Here is a 23,955-nt window from a genome sequence, read left to right on the forward strand (position 1 = left end):
CAGCCAACTATGTGTACGTGTTTTATAGGTGTCTCTGTAAGAATGGGGAGCCGGATGAAATTTTTCAACTCCGGTTACGTATTGCGAATTAATGAAAAGCTTTGTTCCCGTTATAGGATATTGTTTGGCATCGAGCGAATTCTTTTCGATATTTAATGATGAACTAAATAAGTCGTACGTGCTGCGATCGGTCGAAGAATTGGGAAATGAAATGTTTGAACTTTGATAGTACAGATCACTTGCCCGTCCATAGGTGAAGCCTACCTCTGCCTTTGCGGAGTTAAGAAAAGGAAATCCCAACTTTAACTTGGCGTAAATCTCTTTCTGCTTTATAATAGCAGGCACCACATCTTCGTAAAACAAAGATTGACTTTCCGAGTATTTTCTAAAAGAATAAGCTGCCTGCAAATTAACATACATCGGAATGCGGGTTTGCAGATAAACTCTTCCGTTAAACAGCCAGCCGCTAAACGAATTACCCATTTGAAAATTCGCGTTAAGATCTGTAGCGTAAATATCTATAGATTGATAGCCAATTCCGGCAAATAACTGATTGGCCTGATGAGACGATACATTCCCTCCGAATGAAACAGTCACTTCATCTTTGATGACGATATCCAGATAGAGGTCAAACTTCTTTTCTTTTCTATTATAAACCGCATGGGGGGTTATTTCTTTAATTTTAGACGCGGTCAACATCTTAAAATAGGCCCGACGGAATTCCTCCATCGTAAATTCGTTGTTGATGTCTCTATGCAACTGAGCTTCTATGTACTTCTTCTGTAGCTCTGACACCCCGGTAATGTAAATATTTTTAAAGATAAGCGGGGGCAGATTTTCCCTGTATTGTTTTCTGCGTTCATTTACTTCTTCAAGAGGTACTTCGCGTGTTACTCTTTGTTTAATGGAGTCTATCTTTGTAAGTGTCTCTTTGTAGCCGATATCCATTAATTCTTTTGCTTTAGGGAAATCTAAAAGAGAAACCGTAGAAAGATCGAATTTGATCATCATTCCTTCTTCTTCGGCAATCTCGTATGCCGTCTTCTGCTTGAAAAAAAAAAATATTTGATTATACAGATTGTGAGAGGGTCGGCAATCTCGTATGCCGTCTTCTGCTTGAAAAAAAAAAATATTTGATTATACAGATTGTGAGAGGGCTTGATGTTGCTTCCGGCAACTGCTGATCCGAATATAAAATCCGGTTGGAAAGCCTCACGCATCGGCTGCACGGGGAAGTTATCGTATATACCTCCGTCAAACAATGGAACGCCATCTTTCCAGATTGGTTTGAAAACTAAAGGAAACGTCATGGATGCCCTTACAGCATCTCCTAAATCGCCATTCTTGAAAATAATAGGCTTTTTATTGTAAATATCAGACCCGACACAACGGAAAGGGACAAACAAGTTATCGAAATTCCATCCGGCTTTTGCTGTTGCCTGGGCAAACAAAGAAATAAAAGCCTGATTCATCTGGATGGGGTTTATTAAACTACCCGGAAGAATATTTGTGCGTACCTGAATGGAATCAGTGAAATCGATAGAAAAGTGGAGGAATTCAGGCGTAGGGTCCGGTTTTTTAAAGTAATAAATATAATCATCTTGTACCATGCCGGTTTGCCAGTAGGCGAACTCTTCGGAGAGTAATAAGGTCAGCATTTCTTCCGGAGTATATCCCATCGCATAGAGACTACCGATAATCGAGCCTATTGAGGTGCCCGTAACATAGTCTATCGGAATATTGTTTTCTTCCAAAGCTTTGATTACACCAATATGAGCTGCTCCTTTTGCGCCACCTCCACTTAATACTAAACCTACCTTTTGGGCATTCATGTTTGTAGGAGCAACCAATAATAAAATCAATAAAACAAAGGAGTATCTGATCATAATTTCTATATTACTTTCCAAAAATAAAGAATATTCCGCTAATTGAAACAGAAAAGGCCACCTGAAATTAGGCGGCCTTGTTCTAATGTTCGTTTCGAACGCACTATCTTAACCGATCAACTGAACACTACGCTTGATAAATTTGCTGAGGGCTTCTCCTTTCAGCATACCGTTACTCAACAAAGCAAGGTCTATTAATTGGTTGATTAGCTTGTTGCTCGGAGCGTAAGACGCTAATATAGTGTTGTATTGACTGTCTAACTCCTCAATTTTACGGTCGGTAGCTTCCAGGTCTTCTTTTTCCTGTGTCGTAATTTCTTCTTGTTTTTTCTTTCCTTGCGTGTCACGCAGGTCGGCCTGGCGGGTTTTCCAGCCCTTCAAATCATTTGCAATTGGAGACAACTGTTCGTTGCAGGCTTGTTCGGTTTCGGTCAGTACCTTCTTAACCAATACATGATCCGTGTTTAGAACTAAACTGTAACTGTCCGGCATTTCGCCATAGAATGACATGCCGGGTTGCATGGCAGACATTTCACGCATTCGGCGCATATACTCACTTTGTGTCAACATTACCGGATTCGCGTTTTCGCCCAAAGCCTCAAATGTTACCATAAATTCAGCTTTATCCAGCTTAGGCATAGATGTTTTAAATACTTCAGTCAACGCCTTTTGTTGTTCGTCTGTTAACGATACTTTCCCGCTATCTTCTTTTCGGATGATGTTTTCAATGGTGTCGCTATCTACACGTACGAAACGCGTTTTTTCGAATTTCTGTTCCATCTGGCCAATCACATGCGTGTCTAACTGACCATCCATCATCAACACATTGTAGCCTTTATCTTTGGCTGCCTGAATATAGCTGTATTGATCGTCTTTACTGTTTGTGTACAGATAAACCAGACTACCTTCTTTATCTGTTTGTTCAGATTTTACAAGTGTTTTGTATTCCTCAAAAGTGTAATACTTATTGTCTACATCTTTTAGTAAAGCGAATTTCGCACCACGATCATAGAACTTTTCATCACTTAACATACCGTACTGGATGAATAGTTTCAGGCTATCCCATTTATCTTCAAACTGCGTGCGGTCCGACTTGAATATTTCTTCCAAACGATCGGCTACTTTCTTGGTAATATGTCCTGATATTTTTTTTACATTCTGATCGCTTTGCAGATAAGAACGGGAAACGTTCAGCGGAATATCCGGCGAATCGAGCACCCCGTGCAATAAGGTAAGAAACTCGGGAACAATGCCTTCTACCGAATCTGTAACAAATACCTGATTGCTGTATAGTTGAATCTTGTTTTTGTTCAGGTCGATATTGCTCTTGATTCTGGGGAAATATAAAATACCAGTCAGATTGAACGGATAATCCACATTCAAATGAATCCAGAACAAAGGCTCTTCGCTCATCGGATAAAGATCCTGATAGAACTTCTTATAGTCTTCGTCTTTTAGTTCGGATGGTTTGCGTATCCAAGCAGGTTTCGTATCATTAATGATGTCGTCTGCCTCTGTATCTACGTATTTACCGTCTTTCCATTCCTGTTTTTTCCCGAAAGCTATTTCTACCGGAAGGAAACGACAATATTTTTTCAGCAGACCGCTGATTTTATCTTTATTCAGAAAATCCTTGTTTTCATCGTCTATGTAAAGAATAATATCCGTACCTCTGTCTGCTTTTTCTGTTTCTTCCAATTCATATTCCGGTGTTCCGTCACAGCTCCATTTTACCGCTGTTGCTCCTTCTTTATGAGATTTTGTTACGATCTCCACCTTTTTGGAAACCATGAATGAAGAGTAAAAGCCTAAACCGAAATGTCCTATAATAGCGGCCGCATTATTTTTGTATTTTTCTACAAACTCTTCTGCGCCTGAAAATGCAATTTGATTGATGTACTTATCAATCTCTTCAGCGGTCATACCAATACCACGGTCGGAAATTGTAATTGTATTTTCATCCAGCTTAACACGAACCGTCAGATCACCCAGCTCTCCTTTGAATTCACCTACTGATGAAAGTGTTTTTAGTTTTTGTGTTGCGTCAACAGCGTTTGAAACTAACTCACGTAAGAATATTTCGTGATCACTATACAAGAACTTTTTGATAATAGGGAAGATGTTTTCCGAAGTAACACCTATGTTTCCTTGTTTTGCCATAATAAAAACGTGCTATATTTATATTGAATATTATTATTTGTATACTGCCCAACTAAAAGCAAAAAAAATGCCAGACATGACTGCCTGACATTTTGACTTGTTTTACCGACAACCTTAAGATTGCTCTGTGGCTACCTTGGTTACTTCGGTTGTTATCTTCTGGTTTTCCTTATCAAATCCAACCACAATTGTATCTCCCTCGCTAACAGAGGCCCGGATGATCATTTCTGCCATTTCGTCCTCCAGGTATTTCTGGATAGCTCTTTTCAGCGGACGCGCGCCAAACTGTACATCATAGCCTTTTGAAGCGACAAAGTCTTTCGCGTCATCCGTAAGTTGAAGCGTATACCCCAATTGAGACACACGTTTATATAAACCGGCCAATTCAATGTCGATAATCTTATGAATCGCTTCTTTGTCAAGCTGATCAAACATGATTATATCGTCGATACGATTCAGGAACTCAGGTGCAAAAGCCTTGTTGAGTGCTTTTTGGATAACACTGCGCGAGAAATCCTTATCTACTTCATCGCCGGTTTGTGCGCTGAATCCTACACCACGTCCAAAGTCTTTCAACTGACGCGTACCGATGTTGGATGTCAGGATCAGAATCGTGTTCTTAAAATCGATTCGTCTGCCAAGACTGTCAGTCAGGCGTCCTTCGTCGAGCACCTGCAATAACAGGTTGAACACATCGGGATGCGCTTTTTCTATTTCGTCAAGCAGCACAACCGAATACGGTTTTCTGCGTACCTTTTCGGTCAACTGACCACCTTCTTCATAGCCCACATATCCCGGAGGTGCTCCGATAAGGCGTGATACCGCGAATTTTTCAAGGTATTCGCTCATGTCGATACGAATCAGGGAGTCGGCAGAATCAAACAGATATTCGGCCAGTTTCTTTGCTAAGTGTGTTTTACCCACACCGGTAGGGCCGAGAAACATGAACGTTCCGATCGGTTTATTCGGGTCTTTCAATCCCACGCGGTTTCTCTGAATCGCTTTAACGATCTTTTGAACCGCCTCGTCTTGACCTACAACTTTCTTTTTCAGAATCTCTGCCATTTCAAGCAGTTTCAGATTTTCCGCTTTTGCGATACGCTGTACCGGTACGCCGGACATCATAGCTACTACTTCGGCTACTTTCTCTTCATCCACTGTTTCGCGATGTTCCTGCAATTCGCGTTCCCATTTAGCCTTTGCTGCCTCAAGTTGAAGCAAGAACTGACGTTCCTTGTCGCGGAAACTGGCTGCAAGTTCAAAGTTTTGCGATTTAACCGCGGCAATTTTCTCCTGCTTGGTTTCCTCTATCTTTCCTTCCAGTTCTTCCATGCTCTTAGGAACCGTGATGTTAGATATATGTACGCGCGAACCGGCTTCGTCCAACGCGTCTATCGCCTTGTCCGGAAAGTTTCGGTCACTGATATATCGCTCCGTCAACTTTACACAAGCTTGCAAAGCATCATCAGTATAAATCACATTATGATGTTCTTCATATCTTTCTTTGATGTTCTGAAGGATCTGCAATGTTTCTTCGGCCGTAGTAGGATCTACAATTACTTTTTGGAAACGACGCTCCAAAGCACCATCCTTTTCGATATTCTTACGATATTCGTCTAATGTAGTTGCCCCGATACACTGTATTTCACCCCGGGCAAGTGCCGGTTTCAGCATATTGGCCGCATCCATTGAACCGGAGGCCGATCCCGCGCCCACGATTGTGTGAATCTCGTCAATAAACAAGATAATATGCGGGTTCTTTGACAATTCATTCAGGATTGCTTTGATCCGCTCTTCAAACTGTCCTCTGTATTTTGTGCCGGCAACTATTGACGCCATATCAAGACTGACAACACGTTTGTCGAACAAAATACGGGATACTTTGCGTTGCACAATGCGCAGTGCCAATCCTTCTACAATGGCGGATTTACCTACGCCCGGTTCGCCGATCAGCACCGGATTGTTCTTCTTGCGTCGACTTAAAATCTGGGCAAGCCGTTCGATTTCTTTCTCACGACCAACAATAGGATCGAGCCTGTTTTCGGAAGCAGCCCGCGTCATGTCTGTACCGAAATTGTCAAGCACAGGTGTGTCATTCGGAGATTTTGATTGTGCAGAAGAAGCTGATGAAGACTGTGATTGAGATGATTCTTTACGAGAAGAGAAACTGTCGTCCTCATCATCGTCGTCGTCATCGGTATAACCATCACTTATTTCGTCTATTTCGATATCTTCCTCATCGTCGTGCTCCAAGCGACCAATAGCCGTTCCTGTTGCCAGGTTGTTAAATAAATCACGATAGAAAACGCCGTATTCGTTTAATATACGGGCAGCTACATTGAACTGTTCCTTCAGAATCGCGAGAAGCAAATGCTCCGTGTCTGTATGATCACTCTTAAACATGCGAGACTCCAGCATACTCATTCTAAGTACACGTTCGGACGTCTTACTGATTGCGATCTCGTTCTGGATGGGTGTGTCTGTATCTATTGTGTTTTTAATTTCCTCTTCGATCTGTCTTTTTATAGCGGATATATTTATATTCAATTCCTGTAACGCTTCAATAGCTCTTCCTGTTCCATCTCGCAGGATGCCCAACATGAGATGTTCTGGTCCAATATAGCTGTTTTGAAGCCTGGTGGCTTCCTCTTTGCTATACTCTATCACATCGATCACCCTTTTGGTGTAATTATTCTTCATAGCGTTTATTATTATATATGTAATACATTGCAAATTTAGTAAACTAACACTTAGTAGTATCAAAATCTGTGCCATTAATGTTTCAATGGCTCATAAATAGAATTTATATAATTAAAATTACTTCGTTTTAACGACAATTCCTATACTTTATAATGAATAAAAGATTCGAATGTTTTTATATAAATAAAGGATATTTTCTTTTTACCACAGTTGTCGAACACTTTTTCTATATCTGTAGAAAAGTTTTACCACAGTTGTCAAACTGTTTTTCTATATATATGGAAAAAGAGAAATATAGTATGTTTTAGAAAAATAATACTGTTGTTTGCAAAAAGAGAAGGTTTGTTTTAATACGTTTTCCAGGCTGTCGCGAATTTTCTGTTTCGTTTTTTAGCCCGTTCACTCGGCAAGAAGGTATAGCGTAGTATGTCTTCCAACGAAAAAGATGCCCCCAAGCCTCCCAGTGCTCCACCTTTGGATTGCCCGTCTTTAACTATCGGATTGAGATCTCCTGTATGTGCCGTTATGTAAATGCCTTTTGTGCCGATCGGGATTTGTTTCATGCTGATGTAATCTTTAGGAGGGGCCACATATACGAAGCTTTTCCTAGAGATACTGTCCGGCAGTTCGAGCATCATCAACAGGGCAGGAGGGAGTTCGGAAATATCAATAACCAGATATTCTTCATCTTCCGGGCGGATGTCGGTAAATTCTTTGGTAATTTGTAGCGGCAAGTTGTGTTCAAGAAGTTTTGCGTTTGGCTTTTCCGCTTCAATCAAACGGCCTTCTTCGATTGCTTTTTTTGTCTCCGGGTTTAATTCAAGCTTAATTTTACCGGATTTTATGCCTTCAATCCATACCGAGTCTTCTTTCGTCCATTGCGCATGCATATTCATGGTCAAAAGAATAAGGGAAAGTAATGACGTTACTTTGCGTAGAACCATCTTAATTCTGATTTACGATGAATCTCAAAATTAACCTTATGTTGCTAATTTAAAACCTTAAAGTTACTAATAAAGCTAAATGTTAAATATTTTTGGGGAAAATCAAGAGACTTTTGCTGTTGTAGAAAGAGATTTCTTATTGATGCGCGGAAATCCAAATAAGATAGCCAACACTCCCCCAATAGCAAGCAGATAAGGGTAATATAAATAAGGCATAATTTCCAAAGGCGAAACCGACCCTAATCCTGAAGCAATAAGCAGTTGCGCTCCATAGGGAATGAATCCTTGTACCGCGCATGAAAAAATATCAATAACACTGGCGCTGCGGCGTGGATCTACATGAAATTTTGTGGCTATTTCTTTTGCTATCGGACCTGAAATTATCAACGCAATAGAATTGTTTGCCGTACAGAAATTGGCGAAAGCCGTAAATGCCGCCAGACTGGCTTCGGCACTTTTAGGTCCATGTATGCGCGAGGTGAGTTTCATAATCAACCAATCGATACCCCCATTGAACCGGATCATTTCCAACATACCTCCGGCCAGGATGGTAACAATGATGAGTTCGCCCATTCCGGTGATTCCATTTCCCATGGATGTAGTCCAACCCCATATACCGATATGTCCGGTCATTAATCCGATAACTCCTGAAAGAATAATTCCAATGATTAATACGAGCACCACATTTACACCGCTGATGGCAATAACCAATACGGCTAAATAAGGAATTACATTAAGCCATTCAATTGCCCCCGGTTGATATGTTTCGGCAACTTCGTTGCCAAGCAGTACATAAAGAAACAGCGTTAATAGGGCCAAAGGGATGACAATTTTAAAATTAAGTTTAAACTTGTCGGACATATCACAGCCTTGCGTACGGGTAACAATAACCGTTGTGTCGGAAATAAAAGAGAGGTTATCGCCAAACATAGCGCCTCCAACAACGGATGCAAGCATTAACTCCGGAGGGATGCCTGTTTTCGCGGCTATTCCAACCACTACGGGAGCTAATGCCACGATGGTGCCGACAGATGTTCCTATAGCTACGGAGATAACACAACCGGCAACAAATATTCCGGCAACAAGCAAATTGCCCGGAAGAATTGATAAGGTAAGGTTTACGGCAGCATCGATTGCTCCGGAAGCTTTGGTTGTTTCGGCAAAAGCACCTGCCAGTACAAAGATGATTACCATCAACATGATGTTACTGTGGCCTGCTCCTCTGCAAAATTGCTCTACCCGATGACTTAATTTTCCTCCTTTAGAAAGGGCAACCGCAACGATAGACGCAATGATGAAAGCTACCGATATCGGCATCTTGTAGAAATCTCCTGCAACTATAGACACGATGAGATAGGAAATCAAAAAAACACCTAACGGCAATAAGGCCCACGGGTTAGGGGCTATGTTTGATTTAAAATTGGGCGAAGTCATTTGTTCTTATTCTTAGAAAGAGAAGCGTAGCGCCACACGTATACCTCCTTTTTTAATCTCAGGATTACTCAGGTAATTGAGTCGGCGATAGTAATCTATACGCAATATCTTAAATATGTTTTCCAAACCAAAACTAACTTCCATATAAGGTTGTTTACCCATCGGCTGAGAGCCATCAGGGAAAAGGAAGAGATTGTCTCTGAAAACAGGATTGTTTTTATTCGTCAGGTTTCCATACACGCCATTAAACGAAATAACTTCCCTTAAACGAAACCAATTAATACCCGGAATCCGATTAAGTATCCACCCTTTCAAATAATAGGTCATGCTTAAGGATACATATTCGTCAACTAAAAATTCCATGGGATTCATCAGGTGGAAAGCTTCCGGCTGAATTGTGATAGACTGGTTGGTGTTTGGCATGATGAGAAGAGGAAAAGGAACCTCATCCCAGATTTTACCGGCTTTTACCTGTGCGTCTATATGTCCGAATGAAGACAGCCAAATACGCTTTTCGGCACTTGCTTCGGTGTGATTGTATTGGTATTCTCCTCCCAGACTTTTAAATCCGAGCTGATGGGAAACCTTGAGTATCGGCGCGTCTTTAGAGAGGTTAAATACCGATTCTTTACCTGCGCGTCCGGCATAAGCTCTTTCTCCCGGAGCAAAACGCACTTGCAATCCGACCTCTGAAGTAGTTATGTCGTCAATCCGGAGGTATCGCCCTTTCTCGTCTCGCTGAATATATTGGAGCGTACCGGTAGGTTCCGTATTTTGATTTTTATACCAGGATTTGATTGTCAAACCGTTCAGCCATTCTTTCTCATACTGGAAAACAGACTTACGGATGTAATTCATTTTTGTAATAGGAGCACCCACTTTTAATGCTACGAAAATATTATCCTTGGAGGTGAAAAGGAAATCCTGTCCGGGCGTGTATAAATCGTACTCCTGTGTCAAAGAGAGATTGTTTACCGGATTTTCTCCCGGATGATATTTTTTCTCATTAAAACTATAGGTAATTGTTCCGTTGTATTTGAATTTCCGGTCATTCATACCATAGGCAAGATAGCCGCTTGCAAATAGGTGAGGATTCAGATTGGCCGTAGTCATACCTCCTATACGAACACGAAATCCTTCCAGTTTATTCGATCCCAACAAGGTGTTCATTGGTCCGAAATCAAATCTGCTGGTAGTCCTGTCTCTGTCTGTCGGCACGTAGCCGGATATTAATATTTCCGCAGTCTTAATCAAAACATTAAAAGCCGGCACCTTTCGCAGTTCCGCTAATAAGTCATCCAATGCGCTTTCTTTCTCTTTTAAAGGTATATGGCGGTTGTTTACCCAGAAACTGTCAGGTCTTGCTTCTGCCATTCGTTCGAAATGCAAAGGCCCCAGTTGTTTAAATATCGAATCGGAATTGGCTATATCAAATTTATATTTATCATAGGTTCGCAATTGATGCGCGTAAAACTGTTGCGATCCCTTTACAATATAAAAATTGATGTAGGTGTTTTCATTGTCTACTACCCATGTGCTATCCGGCATTCGTTTAAACTCCTGTTCAATACGTAACTGATCAACGAAGTTCAAATTTATTTTTTGTGGCACATTCAATAAAAACTTTTTCAGCGAATAATTTCCGTCTAAGGTAATATAAAGTCTTCCCGTAAACCCATAGCTTTGACTGTTTACCGGAACAAAAGCCAGGTCTACGCATTGATCGCCCCCTACATCGAGTGTGTCCATAATGAAATACTGATAGTAACTCACCGCCAAAGCAGAGGATAGAGGACTTACAAAACGGTTCAATAAAATATTGATATTGTTGTCGAAAATATTAATGCTCTGGAATATTTCTTCCAGGTTTGATGTTATACCTCCTTCGTCAATACTTTCATCAATGCCCTGAAGGCGTTTCCCTTTCACTATGGTTTTAGTTGCTTTGGGCTGTTTGCGATAATAAATATCAGACAAGGTTTCTCTGACTGATACGGTTAAAATCGGTTTGCCGTTAAACTCGGAAGTGTCGATGTAGTTCTTGATGAACTTTAGTTTCCGCATTATGGCATTTTTCTCAAAATCAGGATTGAAATTATCAAAGGCAATGCTCAGTTTCTCGTAAGTTTCTGTTTGATACTCGTCTTTGGATTCTATTCGATTTTCATCCTTACGTTCGATTACTTTCTTGATTAGTTCTACAGCAGGGTTGTCTTTGCGGGAATATCGTTCACGTTTTCCCTTTACAACCACTTCGCCGATCTGGTAGGAGGATGAAGACATCAATATTTCTAATCCATCGTTCTTTCTTCCCGCATTCAGGTTGATGGTTTTTGTATCATAGCCCAACGAACTAACAGAAAGTTTAGTAAATCCGCTGGTGTTCTGCAAAGAAAACTTTCCGAAATCATCCGTCATCGCTCCGATCGTAGAGTTCTCGAAAATAACTGATACGTAAGATAAAGGTTCTCCTGTAATTGAATCCTTTACAATTCCTGTTGCAGAGGTAATGCTTTGAGCATAAGCAAAAGACGTTGCTGTTGCGAGAATAAAAAACAGGATATATATATGACGAATAATTTTAATCATCTAAAATTGAACTTTTTCAATTATCAAATTTAATTTTGCAAAGGTACTATTATTCCTAATAACCCTTATTAATTAAGTATTTAATAATATTTAATCTATTTTTAAGAGCCTGTAATAATTAAAAGAACAAAGGGTTGGTTGCTAATGTTTTTGCAACCAACCCTTTTTATGATTTCTCAGTGATTAAGATCAATAGGCATCACTAATGCAAATAGCTTTCAACTGTTTGTCGAATGTCGCTTTATCTAAAGATGTGCTGACATGTATTTTTACAGGTTCACCCGGTAAAAGATCGAAGTAGTTGTCGGAAAAGAAATTGTCTATTCCTTCTATGCTAAGAAATACACCACGGGCAAACACATCGCTTTCAAGCGTTACTTCATATCCGTCAGCTACCGCCACCGATTGTAATTTGATGTTTGCTTTGGGGAAATCTACATCTTTATACCGTGTAAGGAAATAGTTGTTTGTTACTGTTTCACCATTTGCCGGCGTAAAACGAACATTGGCTACAACCTCATTTGCGTTTTTACCGCCCAGTAGATTCTCAATTGGGTTACTTAATTGAATTTTACTGGTGTTGGCAGGAAGTGTTACGTTTGCTTTTTTAGTTGAGATAATAGTCCCCTTCAAATCCATTACACGCAGTTCCAGACTACCTTTGATCGCTTTCAGGTTGTCGGAAACAACATAAATATTGAGTTTTCCATTCTCCGCGATGGGCGAAACCAGGATATTTTCAAAAGCTTTTTTTGCAAAATAATGTTGAGCTTTCCAACGTCCATAGTAATCACGACTTGACCAGGAAGCCACAGGCCAGCAATCATTGTGTTGCCAATAAAGTGTTCCCATACAATAAGGCATATCACGGCGATGAGCTTCTATAGCTGTTTTGATCGCATCTCCCTGTAATAGTTGTCCCATATAAAGGAAATTAGGAAAGTCTTTAGGTTTACGGTATTCGTTCAATAAATACCATTCGATAAGTCCGTTCGCGTGACTGCCTCCACGCTGATGAGCCATCATTACTTCCGAGAAAATGTCATGATCGCGTTTTTCCGGTGCATATTTTAATACAGACTGATACTCCGGAAATGATTGGAAACCATATTCAGAGAAGAAGCGCGCGCGTATTTTATTGTAATTGGCGATAGAGTCTTTCGCATGCCATACGCCCCAGTAATGCGCATCACCATTCGGATTCCAGTTTTCTTTTCCTGATTCACACTTTGCGTCAGGATCACCACCGTAAGGAGAAGATGGCCAGTAGAAAGCCGTAGGATCGTATGTTGCAACAGCTTCTTCTAATACACCATGGAAAACGTCTTTATAGTCTTTGCGCATTTCTTCAAGAACGCCTAATTTCTCATACTTTGGCATCCATCCCCAATTAAACCAGGCTGTGTGACTTTCATTATTACCACACCAGATAGCCAGACTTGCGTGATTGCGCAGACGGATGATATTGTCTTTTGCTTCCTCGCGGATATTCTCCAGCATTTCAGGATTCATAGGATAAGTGCTGCAAGCAAACATAAAATCTTGCCATACAAGGATGCCGTATTTATCACATAATTCAAAGAACATGTCATCTTCATAAATACCACCTCCCCAGATACGAAGCATATTCATATTGGCGTTAACGGCATCAAGAATAGTCTTTTCGTAGTTTTTAAACGTCAGGCGTGGTAAGAAATTATCTTGCGGGATATAATTGGCTCCTTTAGCAAAGACTTTCACACCGTTTAGCCGGAAATAGAATGTATGTCCGAATTCATCTTTTTCGTTGATCACTTTTAATTCTCGGATACCTAAGTCTTCCGTACGACTATCTGCTGCTTCTCCATTAAATGAAACGGCTGTAGTAAAGGCATAAAGATGAGGTTCACCTAAACCATTGCTCCACCAAAGTTTCGGGTTGTTTACAACGATATTCGTTTCAACCAAATTCACGCCTTTTGAGAGTGTCGCTTTCTTTGTCCAGTTGTTTTTTATTCCGGCGGCACTGATTGTTACTAATGCTTCTCCGCCTTTATCTGCCCAAACTTCCGCGCGAACTTTAATGTTAGCACGTTTAGCGGAAACTTGTTCCTGAATATAATGAACATTGCTTATACGAGCATTATTCCAGCCTTCCAGAAATACCGGACGCCAAACGCCACTGGTTACCAATCGAGGTCCCCAGTCCCAGCCGTAGTGATATCCTGCTTTACGGGCAAAAACGCTTACTTTCTTGTCAAACACACCGCCATTCTGTGATTGATCGTTTCCTGCCTCATTTTCGTAAGATAACGCATCAAATTTAGGTATATCTACTTTGATTGGTGAGTGGAAGTAGATGCGCAGTTCATTGCCCTCTTTTTTAAGAAGACTTTTTACATCGACTCTCCATTCGCGGAACATATTATTTGCTTTCAGAATACAAGAGTCGTTCAGATAAACATCTGCATAGGTGTCTAAGCCTTTGAAGTAAAGTTCGATATTGTCTTTGGCAAACACTTCGGGAGACACGTTTAATGCGGTCTTGTAAATCCAATCTTCCTTATCAACCCATTGAACACCTCTTTCGTTCAATCTGAAAAAAGGATCCTCGATGATTTTATTGTCTATCAGGTCGGTGTGTACAACGCCGGGAACCTTAGCCGGATACCAATTATTACCTCTTTCCTGTTTAAAAGTCCAGCCTGTGTTGATGTTTTGTTTAACAACCTCATCAGCCCGAACTGTAGAACTGATCAGAATAGCAATTACTGCTAAAATCGTTAATTTAATATTTCTTACATTCATATCTATTAAAAATTTGTCATTAGTGGTATGTTAAAGTGATTGTTTGTTTTCGTTATTTAACGGGTCCTTGCCTTCAGATGTATAAAGGGCATCTATTCTATTGGCATACGTTTTTTCTACTTTTCCGCGTACAACCTTCATTGTACTGTTTACCATTCCGTTCTGTTCGGTAAATGCTTCCGGAAGCACAGCAAAAGTAGCCGGCAACCATCGTTCAGGAAACATACCGTATAGTTCACCGCCTTTTTTGAACTTATTGATGTCTCTTGATATAATTCTGATCGCTTCTTCTTTTCCGGTTTCAGACGCGAGGTCTGCTACTTCTTTTTTCAGATATTCCTTATTTGGAACAAGCAATGCGATTGTATACGGATTCTGGTTGTTGTACAGGATCAATTGTTCAATAGAAGGAGAGTGGCTAACCAATGCTTCTTCGATTCCTTCCGGACTATATTTTTCTCCGTCACTTCCAATCAATAAACTTTTGAAACGACCCAAAACATATAACAAACCGTTTTTACCCATATATCCCATATCGCCGGTATAAAGCCATCCGTCTTTTATTGTCTCTGCGGTTGATGCTTCATTTTTCCAATAGCCGGCCATAACATTCTCTCCACGAATCACGATTTCTCCTTTTTCGCCGAGAGGTAATTCTTTGCCGTCATTATCGCATATTTTCAGATTAAGCGGCTGTACTAATATACCACTGCTACCGAATCTGTGTCGCTTAGGAACATTAGTTGAAATAACCGGTGTGGCTTCACTAAGTCCATACCCTTGATACATGGGGAGGCCAATGGCATAGTAAAACTTCTGTAACTCTTTATCAAGCAAAGCACCGCCGCCAATAAAGAACTTTAGTTCACCACCAAAGTTTTCACGAACTTTAGAGAAAATTATCTTATCAAAAAGAGCAACGACCGGTTTTAAAATAAAACGCCAGCCACGCCCCCTGTCATCTCCTCCTTCTCCATTGTAAGTGTATGCGATTTCCAGTCCGGTGTTAAATAATTTCTTAACCGTATCTCCTTTAGCCTGTATTCCTTGTTCAATATTCTTTTTGAAACTTTTTGCTAATGCAGGTACGCTTAATATAAGGTGAGGTTTTATCTCCTTAATGTTTATAGGGATGTTTTTAAGCGTTTCCATTCCGGAACGTCCAACTTGTACTGTGGCTACAGATGCTCCCTGAGACATAAAGATATAGAAGCCTACTACATGAGCGAAGCAATGGTCTAAAGGAAGTATAACCAGTGTACGCCAGGTATCATCAATGTTTACACAAGTAAGCGATTGTTCTACATTGGCTGTGTAGTTGCGATGAGTTAGAATCACTCCTTTGGGATCAGCTGTTGTGCCGGATGTGTAGGTAATTGTAGCATAGTCATCGTTTGTTAGTGATTTTCCGATCGTCAGGAATTCATCTACTGTATGTTCTTTCAGCCATACTTTGCCGGATTCAATAACCTTAGCCAAAGAAATTTCCTTTTCACTGTATTGAGGTTGTTCATCCAATATAATTACTTTCTGAACCAAAGGAAGTTTATCCAGAATCGCACGTATCTTTTTAAGCTGATTTCCCGAAACAATGATGAACTTAACATCTGCATGTTGTAAACGGAATAATAAATCATTGGCCTCTTCCAACTTTATTGATAAAGGAACATTGGTTGCTCCTGCATAGAACATGGCCAGTTCACTTATGATCCAAGCGTTTCTACCCTCACTTAGTAAAGCGATATTATCTCCTTTCTTTACTCCCAGGGCCATAAGACCTGCTCCAAGCGTGTATACTTGCTCTTTTACTTCAGTATAAGAAGTAGGCTCGAATTTATCTTTTGTCTTTTCCCACAAAAAAGTGTGGTTCGGATACTGTTTTACAGACCCTTCGAAAAGGTCAACAATTGTCTTTTTCATGCGTAACAATTATTAATTAAGTTCAATTTTATCTATTTCTTCCATGATTCCACAAGCAGCTTCTACAGTCGGTACTTCTTTAACAATAATACTGCGCTTGCCGTTTTGTTCCCTCAGATTACATCCTCTTGGGTTCCATTGTATGTAACGGATCAACTTATCAAACGCTTCACTCTGATAGTAGGTACTCTCCGGTTTGGAGACAAGAAACAGACTCATCTGTTCTTTCTTTAAAATAACTTTCTCCATGCCCAGTTTCTTTGCTAAACGTCTTAAGCGAACGATGCGGATCAATTCTTTTCCTTCCTTGGGAATGCGTCCGAACCGGTCTTTCAATCGTTCGGAAAAGTTTTGAATATCACGTTCTTCCTGCATATTATCTAATTCGCGGTATAAAGATATACGTTCTGAATCATTTGGTATATATGTTGGAGGAAACATTAACTCTAAATCACTTTCAATATAAGTTTCACGTACATATTCACTACCGGTAGTGCGCTTCCCATCTGCCTGTGCTTCGTATAAACCGGAAAACTCTTCGGTTTTTAATTCATCTACGGCTTCTTCCAGAATTTTTTGGTAAGTTTCATAACCAAGATCGGCAATGAAACCACTTTGTTCAGCTCCTAATAAATTTCCTGCTCCGCGGATATCTAAATCCTGCATGGAGATATGAATACCGCTACCTAATTCAGCGAAATTTTCAATTGCTTGCAAACGTCGTCTGGCTTCTTGCGTAAGTGACGATAAAGGCGGTGAAAGCAGATAACAAAATGCTTTACGGTTACTTCTCCCAACACGACCACGCAATTGATGAAGATCGGAAAGACCAAAATGCTGAGCGTTGTTAATAATAATTGTGTTTGCATTGGGGATATCGATTCCACTTTCTATAATGCTGGTAGCGATCAAAACATCGTATTCGTAATTCACGAAGTCGAGTAGAATCTGTTCCAGCTTTTCGGGATCCATTTGTCCGTGACCAACGCAAACGCGGGCATCCGGAACTTCCCGTTGTATGAGGGTTGCTATCTCGCCTATGTTCTGTATGCGGTTGTTGATGAAGAATACTTGTCCGTTACGGCTCATTTCGAAGTTGATCGCCTCGCGAATAATATCCGGATTGAAACGTTCCACTTCGGTTTGTACCGGATAGCGGTTGGGGGGAGGCGTGGTAATGTTGCTCAAATCGCGGGCACCCATCAGCGAAAACTGCAAGGTGCGGGGGATAGGAGTGGCAGTCATCGTTAGCGTATCTACGTTGCTTTTTAGTTGTCTTAGTTTCTCTTTGACAGATACGCCGAACTTCTGTTCTTCATCGACAATGAATAAGCCGAGATCCTTAAATGCGACATCTTTACCCACCAAGCGATGTGTGCCGATGAGAATGTCTATTTCGCCGGCTTTAAGAGATGCTAATGTTTTCTTGATGGTGGCGGCAGACTTTGCCCTACTGATGTAATCAACTTTGCAAGGGAAATCCTTCAGTCGCTCTTTGAATGTTTGGTAGTGCTGAAACGCCAATACCGTAGTCGGCACTAACACTGCCACCTGCTTGTTGTCGCTAACCGCCTTGAATGCTGCTCGGATAGCAACTTCTGTTTTGCCGAACCCTACATCACCACAGATCAATCGATCCATCGGCCGACTGTTTTCCATGTCGGCTTTCACGTCCGCAGTTGCTTTTTCCTGATCGGGCGTGTCTTCATAGATAAAGCTTGCTTCCAGTTCGTGTTGCATGAAACTGTCCGGCGAAAATGAAAATCCCGTATCCTGCATACGTTTAGAATAGAGAATAATTAAGTCGCGTGCAATATCTTTAACCTTGTTCTTTGTTTTTTCTTTCACCCGTTCCCAGGCTCCGGTTCCCAATTTGTTTAATTTGGGAGCTTCTCCGCTTTCCTTTCCCTTGTACTTGGAAAGTTTGTGTAGCGAGTGTATACTTACAAATATAATATCATTATTGAGGTATACGAGCTTGATAACCTCCTGAATATTACCATTCACTTCGGTGCGCACCAAACCTCCGAACTGCCCCACACCATGATCTATATGAACCACATAATCGCCAATGGAGAATTGATTTAGTTCTTTTAGTGAAAGCGATATTTTACCACTCCTTGCTTTATCACTTTTCAGATTGAACTTATGAAAACGATCAAACAACTGATGGTCGGTAAAGAAACAAGCCTTCAATGTGGTGTCTGTAAAACCGGCGTGTATGGTTTTATTTACCGGAATAAATGAGATATGATCACCCCGGTCTTCAAAGATCGTTTTAATACGGGTAGTTTGTTTTTCCGCATCACTGAGAATATAGATCTGATAACCTTTCTCAATATAATTGGTAAAAGAAGCACTGACTAAGTCGAAGTTCTTATGAAAGATCGGTTGCGCTTCAGACAAGAATGTGATTGTGGCGTCGGCCATACCGGTAGGACGTGTGCCAAAATGAATGCGTTTGAAATCAAGCGCGCCACGTAAAAAAGTTGCTCCGTCACTTAGTCGGGATTGCATCTGCTGCTTGTCGGAAAAAGAATCTTCGTCTCCCTGAACCGGCTCATCATTATAAAGACTGTCGATTCGCTCCTTACACCATTCCATATCGTAAAATCCGATGATTGTGTCTTTAGGAAGAGAGTCGAGCAGTGACGTGTTGCCTCCACCGCTTTTTCCCATCTGAGGGATGATGGAGATAGCCTCCAGCTTTTCTTTTGATAACTGAGTTTCTACATCAAACGTGCGGATCGTTTCTACCTCAGGGCCGAAAAAATCTATACGGTACGGGTATTCATTCGAGTAGGAAAAAATATCCACAATACTACCTCTTACGGCATATTGTCCGGGTTCGTAAACATAATCTACCTGTTCAAAACCATACTCATCGAGCACGTCGGATACAAAAATGCTATCTAACTGTTCATTCACATTGATTCGGAGCGTATTTTCCTTTAGCGTTTCTTTGGAAATGACTTTTTCCGCTAAAGCGTCCGGATAGGTAACAATAATGAACGATGCCTTATCATTCTGCAATACACTCAATACTTCCGTACGCAGAATCTCATTGGCCGGATCGGTATGTCCATACTTGATAGACCGACGATAGGCAGACGGGAAAAAGTAGATATTCTCGGCTGCCGTAAGCTGCATCAGATCATGATAAAAATACCCGGCTTCTTCTTGGTCGTTTAGTACGAGGACATAACTTCCCCTTCTTTTTTGAAAAAGAGAAGCTATTGTCATTGCTGCCCCGGACCCGTTCAGACCTTTCAGGAAAATATTCCGATTTGTTTTATCTTTAAACAGACTGCTTAACGCGGCTATTTCCGGATGGGCGGCATATAATTTTAGTAAGTTATTTACCTCCACGTGAATTAAAAGTTTGCACAAAGGTAATTTTTTTCGAACAATTACCGTCCTTGGTTGTAAACACAAAATACAAGAGGCAACTCCTTGCGAAGCTGCCTCTTGATCATGATTTATTATAACGACACGCTAATCAGGCGAATTCTTTCTTTAATTGCTTTACCCAGTCAGCTATACGCGCTGAGGTTTTATCCGATTGATTTTCCTGATCGAGTGCTAAGCCTAAAAACTTGCCATCTCGTAGCGCGCGTGAACCTTCAAAGGTATAACCTTCAGTTGAAGTAAGCCCTACAACCTGAGCACCGGCCGATTCGAAAAAATCAGCCAATAAACCGATGCCATCCACAAAATTTTCAGGATAACCCTCCTGATCTCCTAAGCCGAAGATCGCTACTTTCTTTCCCTTCAGTTTTAAGCTGTCCAGTTCGGGCAATAACTCGTCCCAGTAGGAGGGGAGTTCGCCGTCAAACCAGGTTGATGCACCGACTATAAGATTGTCGTAGCGTTCAAACTCATTCTTTCCGGCTTCTTCGACCGAAACGATGTCGGCCTTGTCTTCACCGAAAGCTTCTTGTATTTCTTTTCCGATTAATGCTGTCTTTTTAGTACTGACGCCGTAAAATAATCCGGTTTTTTTCATGATTAAAAAAATATTTGTAGGAGTTAGAAGTTGGGAGTCAGGAGTTGGTTTACTCGTTTTCTGTTCTAACTTCCAACTACCAACTTCTAACTCCCGTAAATTAATATGCTAAAAGTTTCTTCGCAGCTTCGTAGATTAAAGCTGTGTTAGGCAAAATTGCTCGTTCCAAAATAGGATTAAACCCTACCGGTGTAAAGGTGGATCCTACCCGTTGAATAGGAGCATCAAGATAGCGGAACATTTCATCAGCAATCGTAGCTGCTACCTCAGCACCAAATCCGGAGAAGACCTTGTCTTCATGTACAATCAAAACTTTACTTGTCTTTTTTACAGATTCGAAAATAGTTTCTTTGTCTAATGGAATGAGAGAACGCAGATCGACAACTTCCACATTTCCTTTACCTTCTTTGGCTAACTGCTCAGCCGCCTGAAGACTTAAATGTGTGGTGTTGCCATAAGTAACCAGCGTTAGGTCGTTGCCCGCACGGCGGATTCTCGCTTTACCGAATGGCACTTCAAAATCGTCCGGAACAACAGTCGATGATTCAACAGCATTGTATAATGCCTTGGGTTCCATAAATACTGTAAGTCCTTCCGAGCGTAAACAGGTACGCAACAAGCCTGCCGCATCATCCGCGAAAGACGGATAAACAATGCGTGCTCCGGGCATGGTGGTTAATGCACCTTCAATATTTTGAGAGTGATAAAGTCCACCGCCAATATATCCTCCGGAAGCCAGACGAAGCGTGATGTTGGGAGAGAACTGTCCGTTACTTCTCCAGTAATCGTGCGTTGTTTCCACATACTGATTCATTGCCGGCCAGAAATAGTCGGCAAATTCAGCCCCTTCAATAACAACTCTGATCTTTGAATTAAAGCGGCTCATGCCATTGGCTGTACCCACAATATAATCTTCGGCGATCGGTGCGTTGTAAATACGATCCGGTCCGAACTCCTGTTGCATCCCTTTAGAAACATTGAATACCCCGCCTTTATCGCGGTTGGCAACGTCCTGACCAAACAGGAATGTATCCGGATTTCGGCGGAATTCAGCTTTCAGTGTTTCGTTGATCGCCGTTACAATATTCTTTTTCTCACCTTCCTGATTATGCGTTCCGTCTACATATACTTTTGGTATATAAGGAGCAGGGATCACAAAATCATGAATGCTCTTTGGATCAGGATCCGGTGCTGAAATCGCCTTACGATTGGCTACACTTAGCTCTTTCTTGGCTGCCTCTTCAATTTCCTTAAGTTCTTTCTCCGTAAAACGTTTGTAACGTAATAACATACGGCGGAACTTAACCAATGGATCTGCTGCTTTTACGTAAGATAACTCATCCTCATCTCGATAAAGCGTATGCTTGTCCGAGTTGGAATGCGATCCGATTCGCACACAGTTTGCCTGAATAATCACCGGATTGCTTGTCTTGATGGCGTACTCACGAGCTTCCGTCATGGCGTTCATCGAATCAAACACATCCTTACCGTTGCAATGAATGATCTTCAGATTTTTCATTCCAACAAAGTTGTCTGCTACCTTACGATTAGCTGTCTGGTCTTTCTTGGGAACGGAAATGCCATAACCATTATCCTGTATAACAAAGATAACAGGCAGTTTCTCATTACTTGCCCCGTTGATCGCTTCATAAACATACCCTTCAGACACAGAAGACTCTCCGTGAGAGGTGAACACCACACCTTTGTGTTTGTAATAAACCATTGCGCGGGCTACGCCTACAGCATGCGTGTCATGACTGGCCACAGCCGAAGACACGTTTTCGATATGCAAGTTCGGATTTGCGAAGTGATTAGACATGTGGCGTCCTCCACTGGAGAGATCAGTTGCTTTGGAAATACCGTTTAATATGATCTCTTCTGCAGTGATTCCGGCAGAAAGTACCGTGAGCATATCGCGGTAGTAAGGAAACATAAAGTCTTTTCCACGTTCAAACACCTGACCAACGGCCAACTGAATACCATCATGCCCCGCGTAGGGAGCATGATATGACCAGCCGAGAGATTGCAAAAGATAAGCCGGAGCCTTCTCGTCAATCGCGCGTCCAAGTGTCATCAGGTGGAACCACTTCTTTAAAGTTTCTTTATCTGTCGTTTTAATATCGTACTTCTTCATAACGCTTTAATTTGTTTTTTTAATCATTCCAGTTTTCCAGATAATCAGCAACACGGCGCACAAACTCACCACCCAGAGAACCGTCTATCACACGATGGTCAAATGAAAGCGACAGATACATTTTATGACGTATCGCGATTACATCTCCTTCCGGTGTTTCGATTACGGCCGGTTTCTTTTCGATCGCTCCGACACCAAGGATCGCTACCTCAGGCTGATTGATAATCGGTGTGCTTATAATACTTTTGAATGAACCGTAGTTGGTGATTGTAAACGTACCTCCCTGGATATCGTCCGGCATCAGCTTGTTCTTGCGTGCCTTATTGGCTACGGTACTGATCGATGCGGCCAGTCCGCTGATGCTTAACTTGTCCGCGTCTTTGATCACAGGAACTATCAGGTTGCCATTATCTAACGACACGGCAATACCAATATTAATACGCTTCTTTTGAATGATCGTATATCCGTCAACAGAAGAATTGATTCTTGGGAAATCTTTCAGCGCTTTGGCGGTTGCTTCCGTGATAGGAGACATGAATGTGAGGCTGACTCCTTCACGCTGTTTGAAAGCGTCTTTGTTCTTTTCTCTCCAGCGCACCAGCTTTGTTACGTCTACTTCGACTACCGTGGTTACGTGCGGAGAAATTTTCTTGGATTCAGACATCCGGTCTGATATAATACGGCGTACTGGATCCATAGCGATTACCTCGTCTTCGGCTCCGGCAACAACAGGTACCGACGGAGTAGCCGGGCTTGATGGCTGTGGAACAGGAGCAGGAGCAGGGGTAGCTGCCGCTTGTGGAGCAGGTGCTGCTTTCGGAGCTGGTTGAGGTGCGGAAACGCCTTTTTTCTTTCTCTCGATATACGCTTCGATGTCACGTTTGCTTAAACGTCCCAGATAACCGGTTCCCTGTAATGAATCCAGTTCATCTTTACCAATACCGGCCTCCTGTGCTTTACTTAATACAACGGGAGAATACCAGCGATTGTCGCTGCCTTTGGCGTTTTTCACCGGTTCGGTTGCAGCAGACGGTGTTGTGCTTTCAGTTGGTTGTCCGGTTGCAGGCTGTGCATCATTGGCGGGCGCTGTACTTGTTGAATCCTCCTCGTTCTCTCCATCTTCTCCATCAAGTTGAATCAATGCCACCACGACTCCTACCGCTACGGTATCACCTTCGTTGGCCAATATCTTCACTACTTTTCCGGCTACGGGAGACGGGATTTCAGCACTTACTTTTGCTGTGTTAACTTCAAATAGTACGTCATCTTCATTAATGGTATCACCTACTTTGACAGACCATGAAATGATCGTGCCTTCCGTGATACTTTCGCCCAGTTTGGGCATTTTTATTTCAAATGTTGCCATAAAATGTAAATTAAGAATGTAAACCCATC

General features: G+C 41.5%; 11 protein-coding genes. All 11 read right to left on the reverse strand.

Annotated elements, in window-relative coordinates; translation table 11 throughout:
* Positions 1-1,994: 1,994 nt before the first annotated feature.
* Complete coding sequence (gene htpG, locus B9Y81_RS05740; protein WP_085536056.1) at positions 1,995-4,046, reverse strand: molecular chaperone HtpG; 2,052 nt, start codon at positions 4,044-4,046, stop codon at positions 1,995-1,997.
* 114 nt (positions 4,047-4,160) lie between these two features.
* The gene (locus B9Y81_RS05745; RefSeq protein WP_085536057.1) at positions 4,161-6,746 is read right to left on the reverse strand and encodes an ATP-dependent Clp protease ATP-binding subunit; all 2,586 of its coding nucleotides are present in this window, start codon (positions 6,744-6,746) and stop codon (positions 4,161-4,163) included.
* Between the two features lie 347 nt (positions 6,747-7,093).
* Positions 7,094-7,690 (reverse strand): hypothetical protein, encoded by a 597-nt coding sequence (locus B9Y81_RS05750; RefSeq protein WP_085536058.1) that lies wholly within the window; start codon positions 7,688-7,690, stop codon positions 7,094-7,096.
* A gap of 102 nt (positions 7,691-7,792) precedes the next feature.
* On the reverse strand, positions 7,793-9,124 hold the full coding sequence (locus tag B9Y81_RS05755) for a Na+/H+ antiporter NhaC family protein (protein ID WP_085536059.1): 1,332 nt from the start codon (positions 9,122-9,124) through the stop codon (positions 7,793-7,795).
* Between the two features lie 12 nt (positions 9,125-9,136).
* On the reverse strand, positions 9,137-11,713 hold the full coding sequence (locus B9Y81_RS05760) for a DUF5686 and carboxypeptidase-like regulatory domain-containing protein (protein WP_085536060.1): 2,577 nt from the start codon (positions 11,711-11,713) through the stop codon (positions 9,137-9,139).
* Between the two features lie 189 nt (positions 11,714-11,902).
* A complete protein-coding gene (locus B9Y81_RS05765; protein WP_085536061.1) occupies positions 11,903-14,500 on the reverse strand; it encodes a beta-mannosidase in 2,598 nt (865 codons plus the stop codon).
* A 30-nt stretch (positions 14,501-14,530) separates the two neighbouring features.
* Complete coding sequence (locus B9Y81_RS05770) at positions 14,531-16,420, reverse strand: AMP-dependent synthetase/ligase (RefSeq protein WP_085536062.1); 1,890 nt, start codon at positions 16,418-16,420, stop codon at positions 14,531-14,533.
* A gap of 12 nt (positions 16,421-16,432) precedes the next feature.
* Complete coding sequence (gene mfd, locus B9Y81_RS05775; RefSeq protein ID WP_085536063.1) at positions 16,433-19,789, reverse strand: transcription-repair coupling factor; 3,357 nt, start codon at positions 19,787-19,789, stop codon at positions 16,433-16,435.
* A 130-nt stretch (positions 19,790-19,919) separates the two neighbouring features.
* A complete protein-coding gene (locus tag B9Y81_RS05780) occupies positions 19,920-20,426 on the reverse strand; it encodes a flavodoxin (RefSeq protein ID WP_085536064.1) in 507 nt (168 codons plus the stop codon).
* A 100-nt stretch (positions 20,427-20,526) separates the two neighbouring features.
* Positions 20,527-22,560: an alpha-ketoacid dehydrogenase subunit alpha/beta gene (locus B9Y81_RS05785; RefSeq protein ID WP_085536065.1), complete on the reverse strand. Its 2,034-nt coding sequence runs from the start codon at positions 22,558-22,560 to the stop codon at positions 20,527-20,529.
* Between the two features lie 19 nt (positions 22,561-22,579).
* Positions 22,580-23,926 carry a dihydrolipoamide acetyltransferase family protein gene (locus B9Y81_RS05790; protein ID WP_085536533.1) on the reverse strand — a complete coding sequence of 449 codons (1,347 nt, stop codon included), beginning with the start codon at positions 23,924-23,926 and terminating at the stop codon, positions 22,580-22,582.
* Positions 23,927-23,955: the final 29 nt, after the last annotated feature.

This window comes from Massilibacteroides vaginae (assembly GCF_900178525.1).
Lineage (GTDB): Bacteria > Bacteroidota > Bacteroidia > Bacteroidales > Tannerellaceae > Massilibacteroides > Massilibacteroides vaginae.

Excerpts from the sequence above, each read along its gene's own strand:
- B9Y81_RS05755 (WP_085536059.1), bottom strand. The coding sequence starts at position 9,124 with ATGACTTCGCCCAATTTTAAATCAAACATAGCCCCTAACCCGTGGGCC.
- B9Y81_RS05745 (WP_085536057.1), bottom strand. The coding sequence starts at position 6,746 with ATGAAGAATAATTACACCAAAAGGGTGATCGATGTGATAGAGTATAGC.
- B9Y81_RS05785 (WP_085536065.1), bottom strand. The coding sequence starts at position 22,560 with ATGAAGAAGTACGATATTAAAACGACAGATAAAGAAACTTTAAAGAAG.
- B9Y81_RS05760 (WP_085536060.1), bottom strand. The coding sequence starts at position 11,713 with ATGATTAAAATTATTCGTCATATATATATCCTGTTTTTTATTCTCGCA.
- B9Y81_RS05750 (WP_085536058.1), bottom strand. The coding sequence starts at position 7,690 with ATGGTTCTACGCAAAGTAACGTCATTACTTTCCCTTATTCTTTTGACC.
- B9Y81_RS05790 (WP_085536533.1), bottom strand. The coding sequence starts at position 23,926 with ATGGCAACATTTGAAATAAAAATGCCCAAACTGGGCGAAAGTATCACG.
- B9Y81_RS05780 (WP_085536064.1), bottom strand. The coding sequence starts at position 20,426 with ATGAAAAAAACCGGATTATTTTACGGCGTCAGTACTAAAAAGACAGCA.
- B9Y81_RS05765 (WP_085536061.1), bottom strand. The coding sequence starts at position 14,500 with ATGAATGTAAGAAATATTAAATTAACGATTTTAGCAGTAATTGCTATT.
- B9Y81_RS05770 (WP_085536062.1), bottom strand. The coding sequence starts at position 16,420 with ATGAAAAAGACAATTGTTGACCTTTTCGAAGGGTCTGTAAAACAGTAT.
- htpG (WP_085536056.1), bottom strand. The coding sequence starts at position 4,046 with ATGGCAAAACAAGGAAACATAGGTGTTACTTCGGAAAACATCTTCCCT.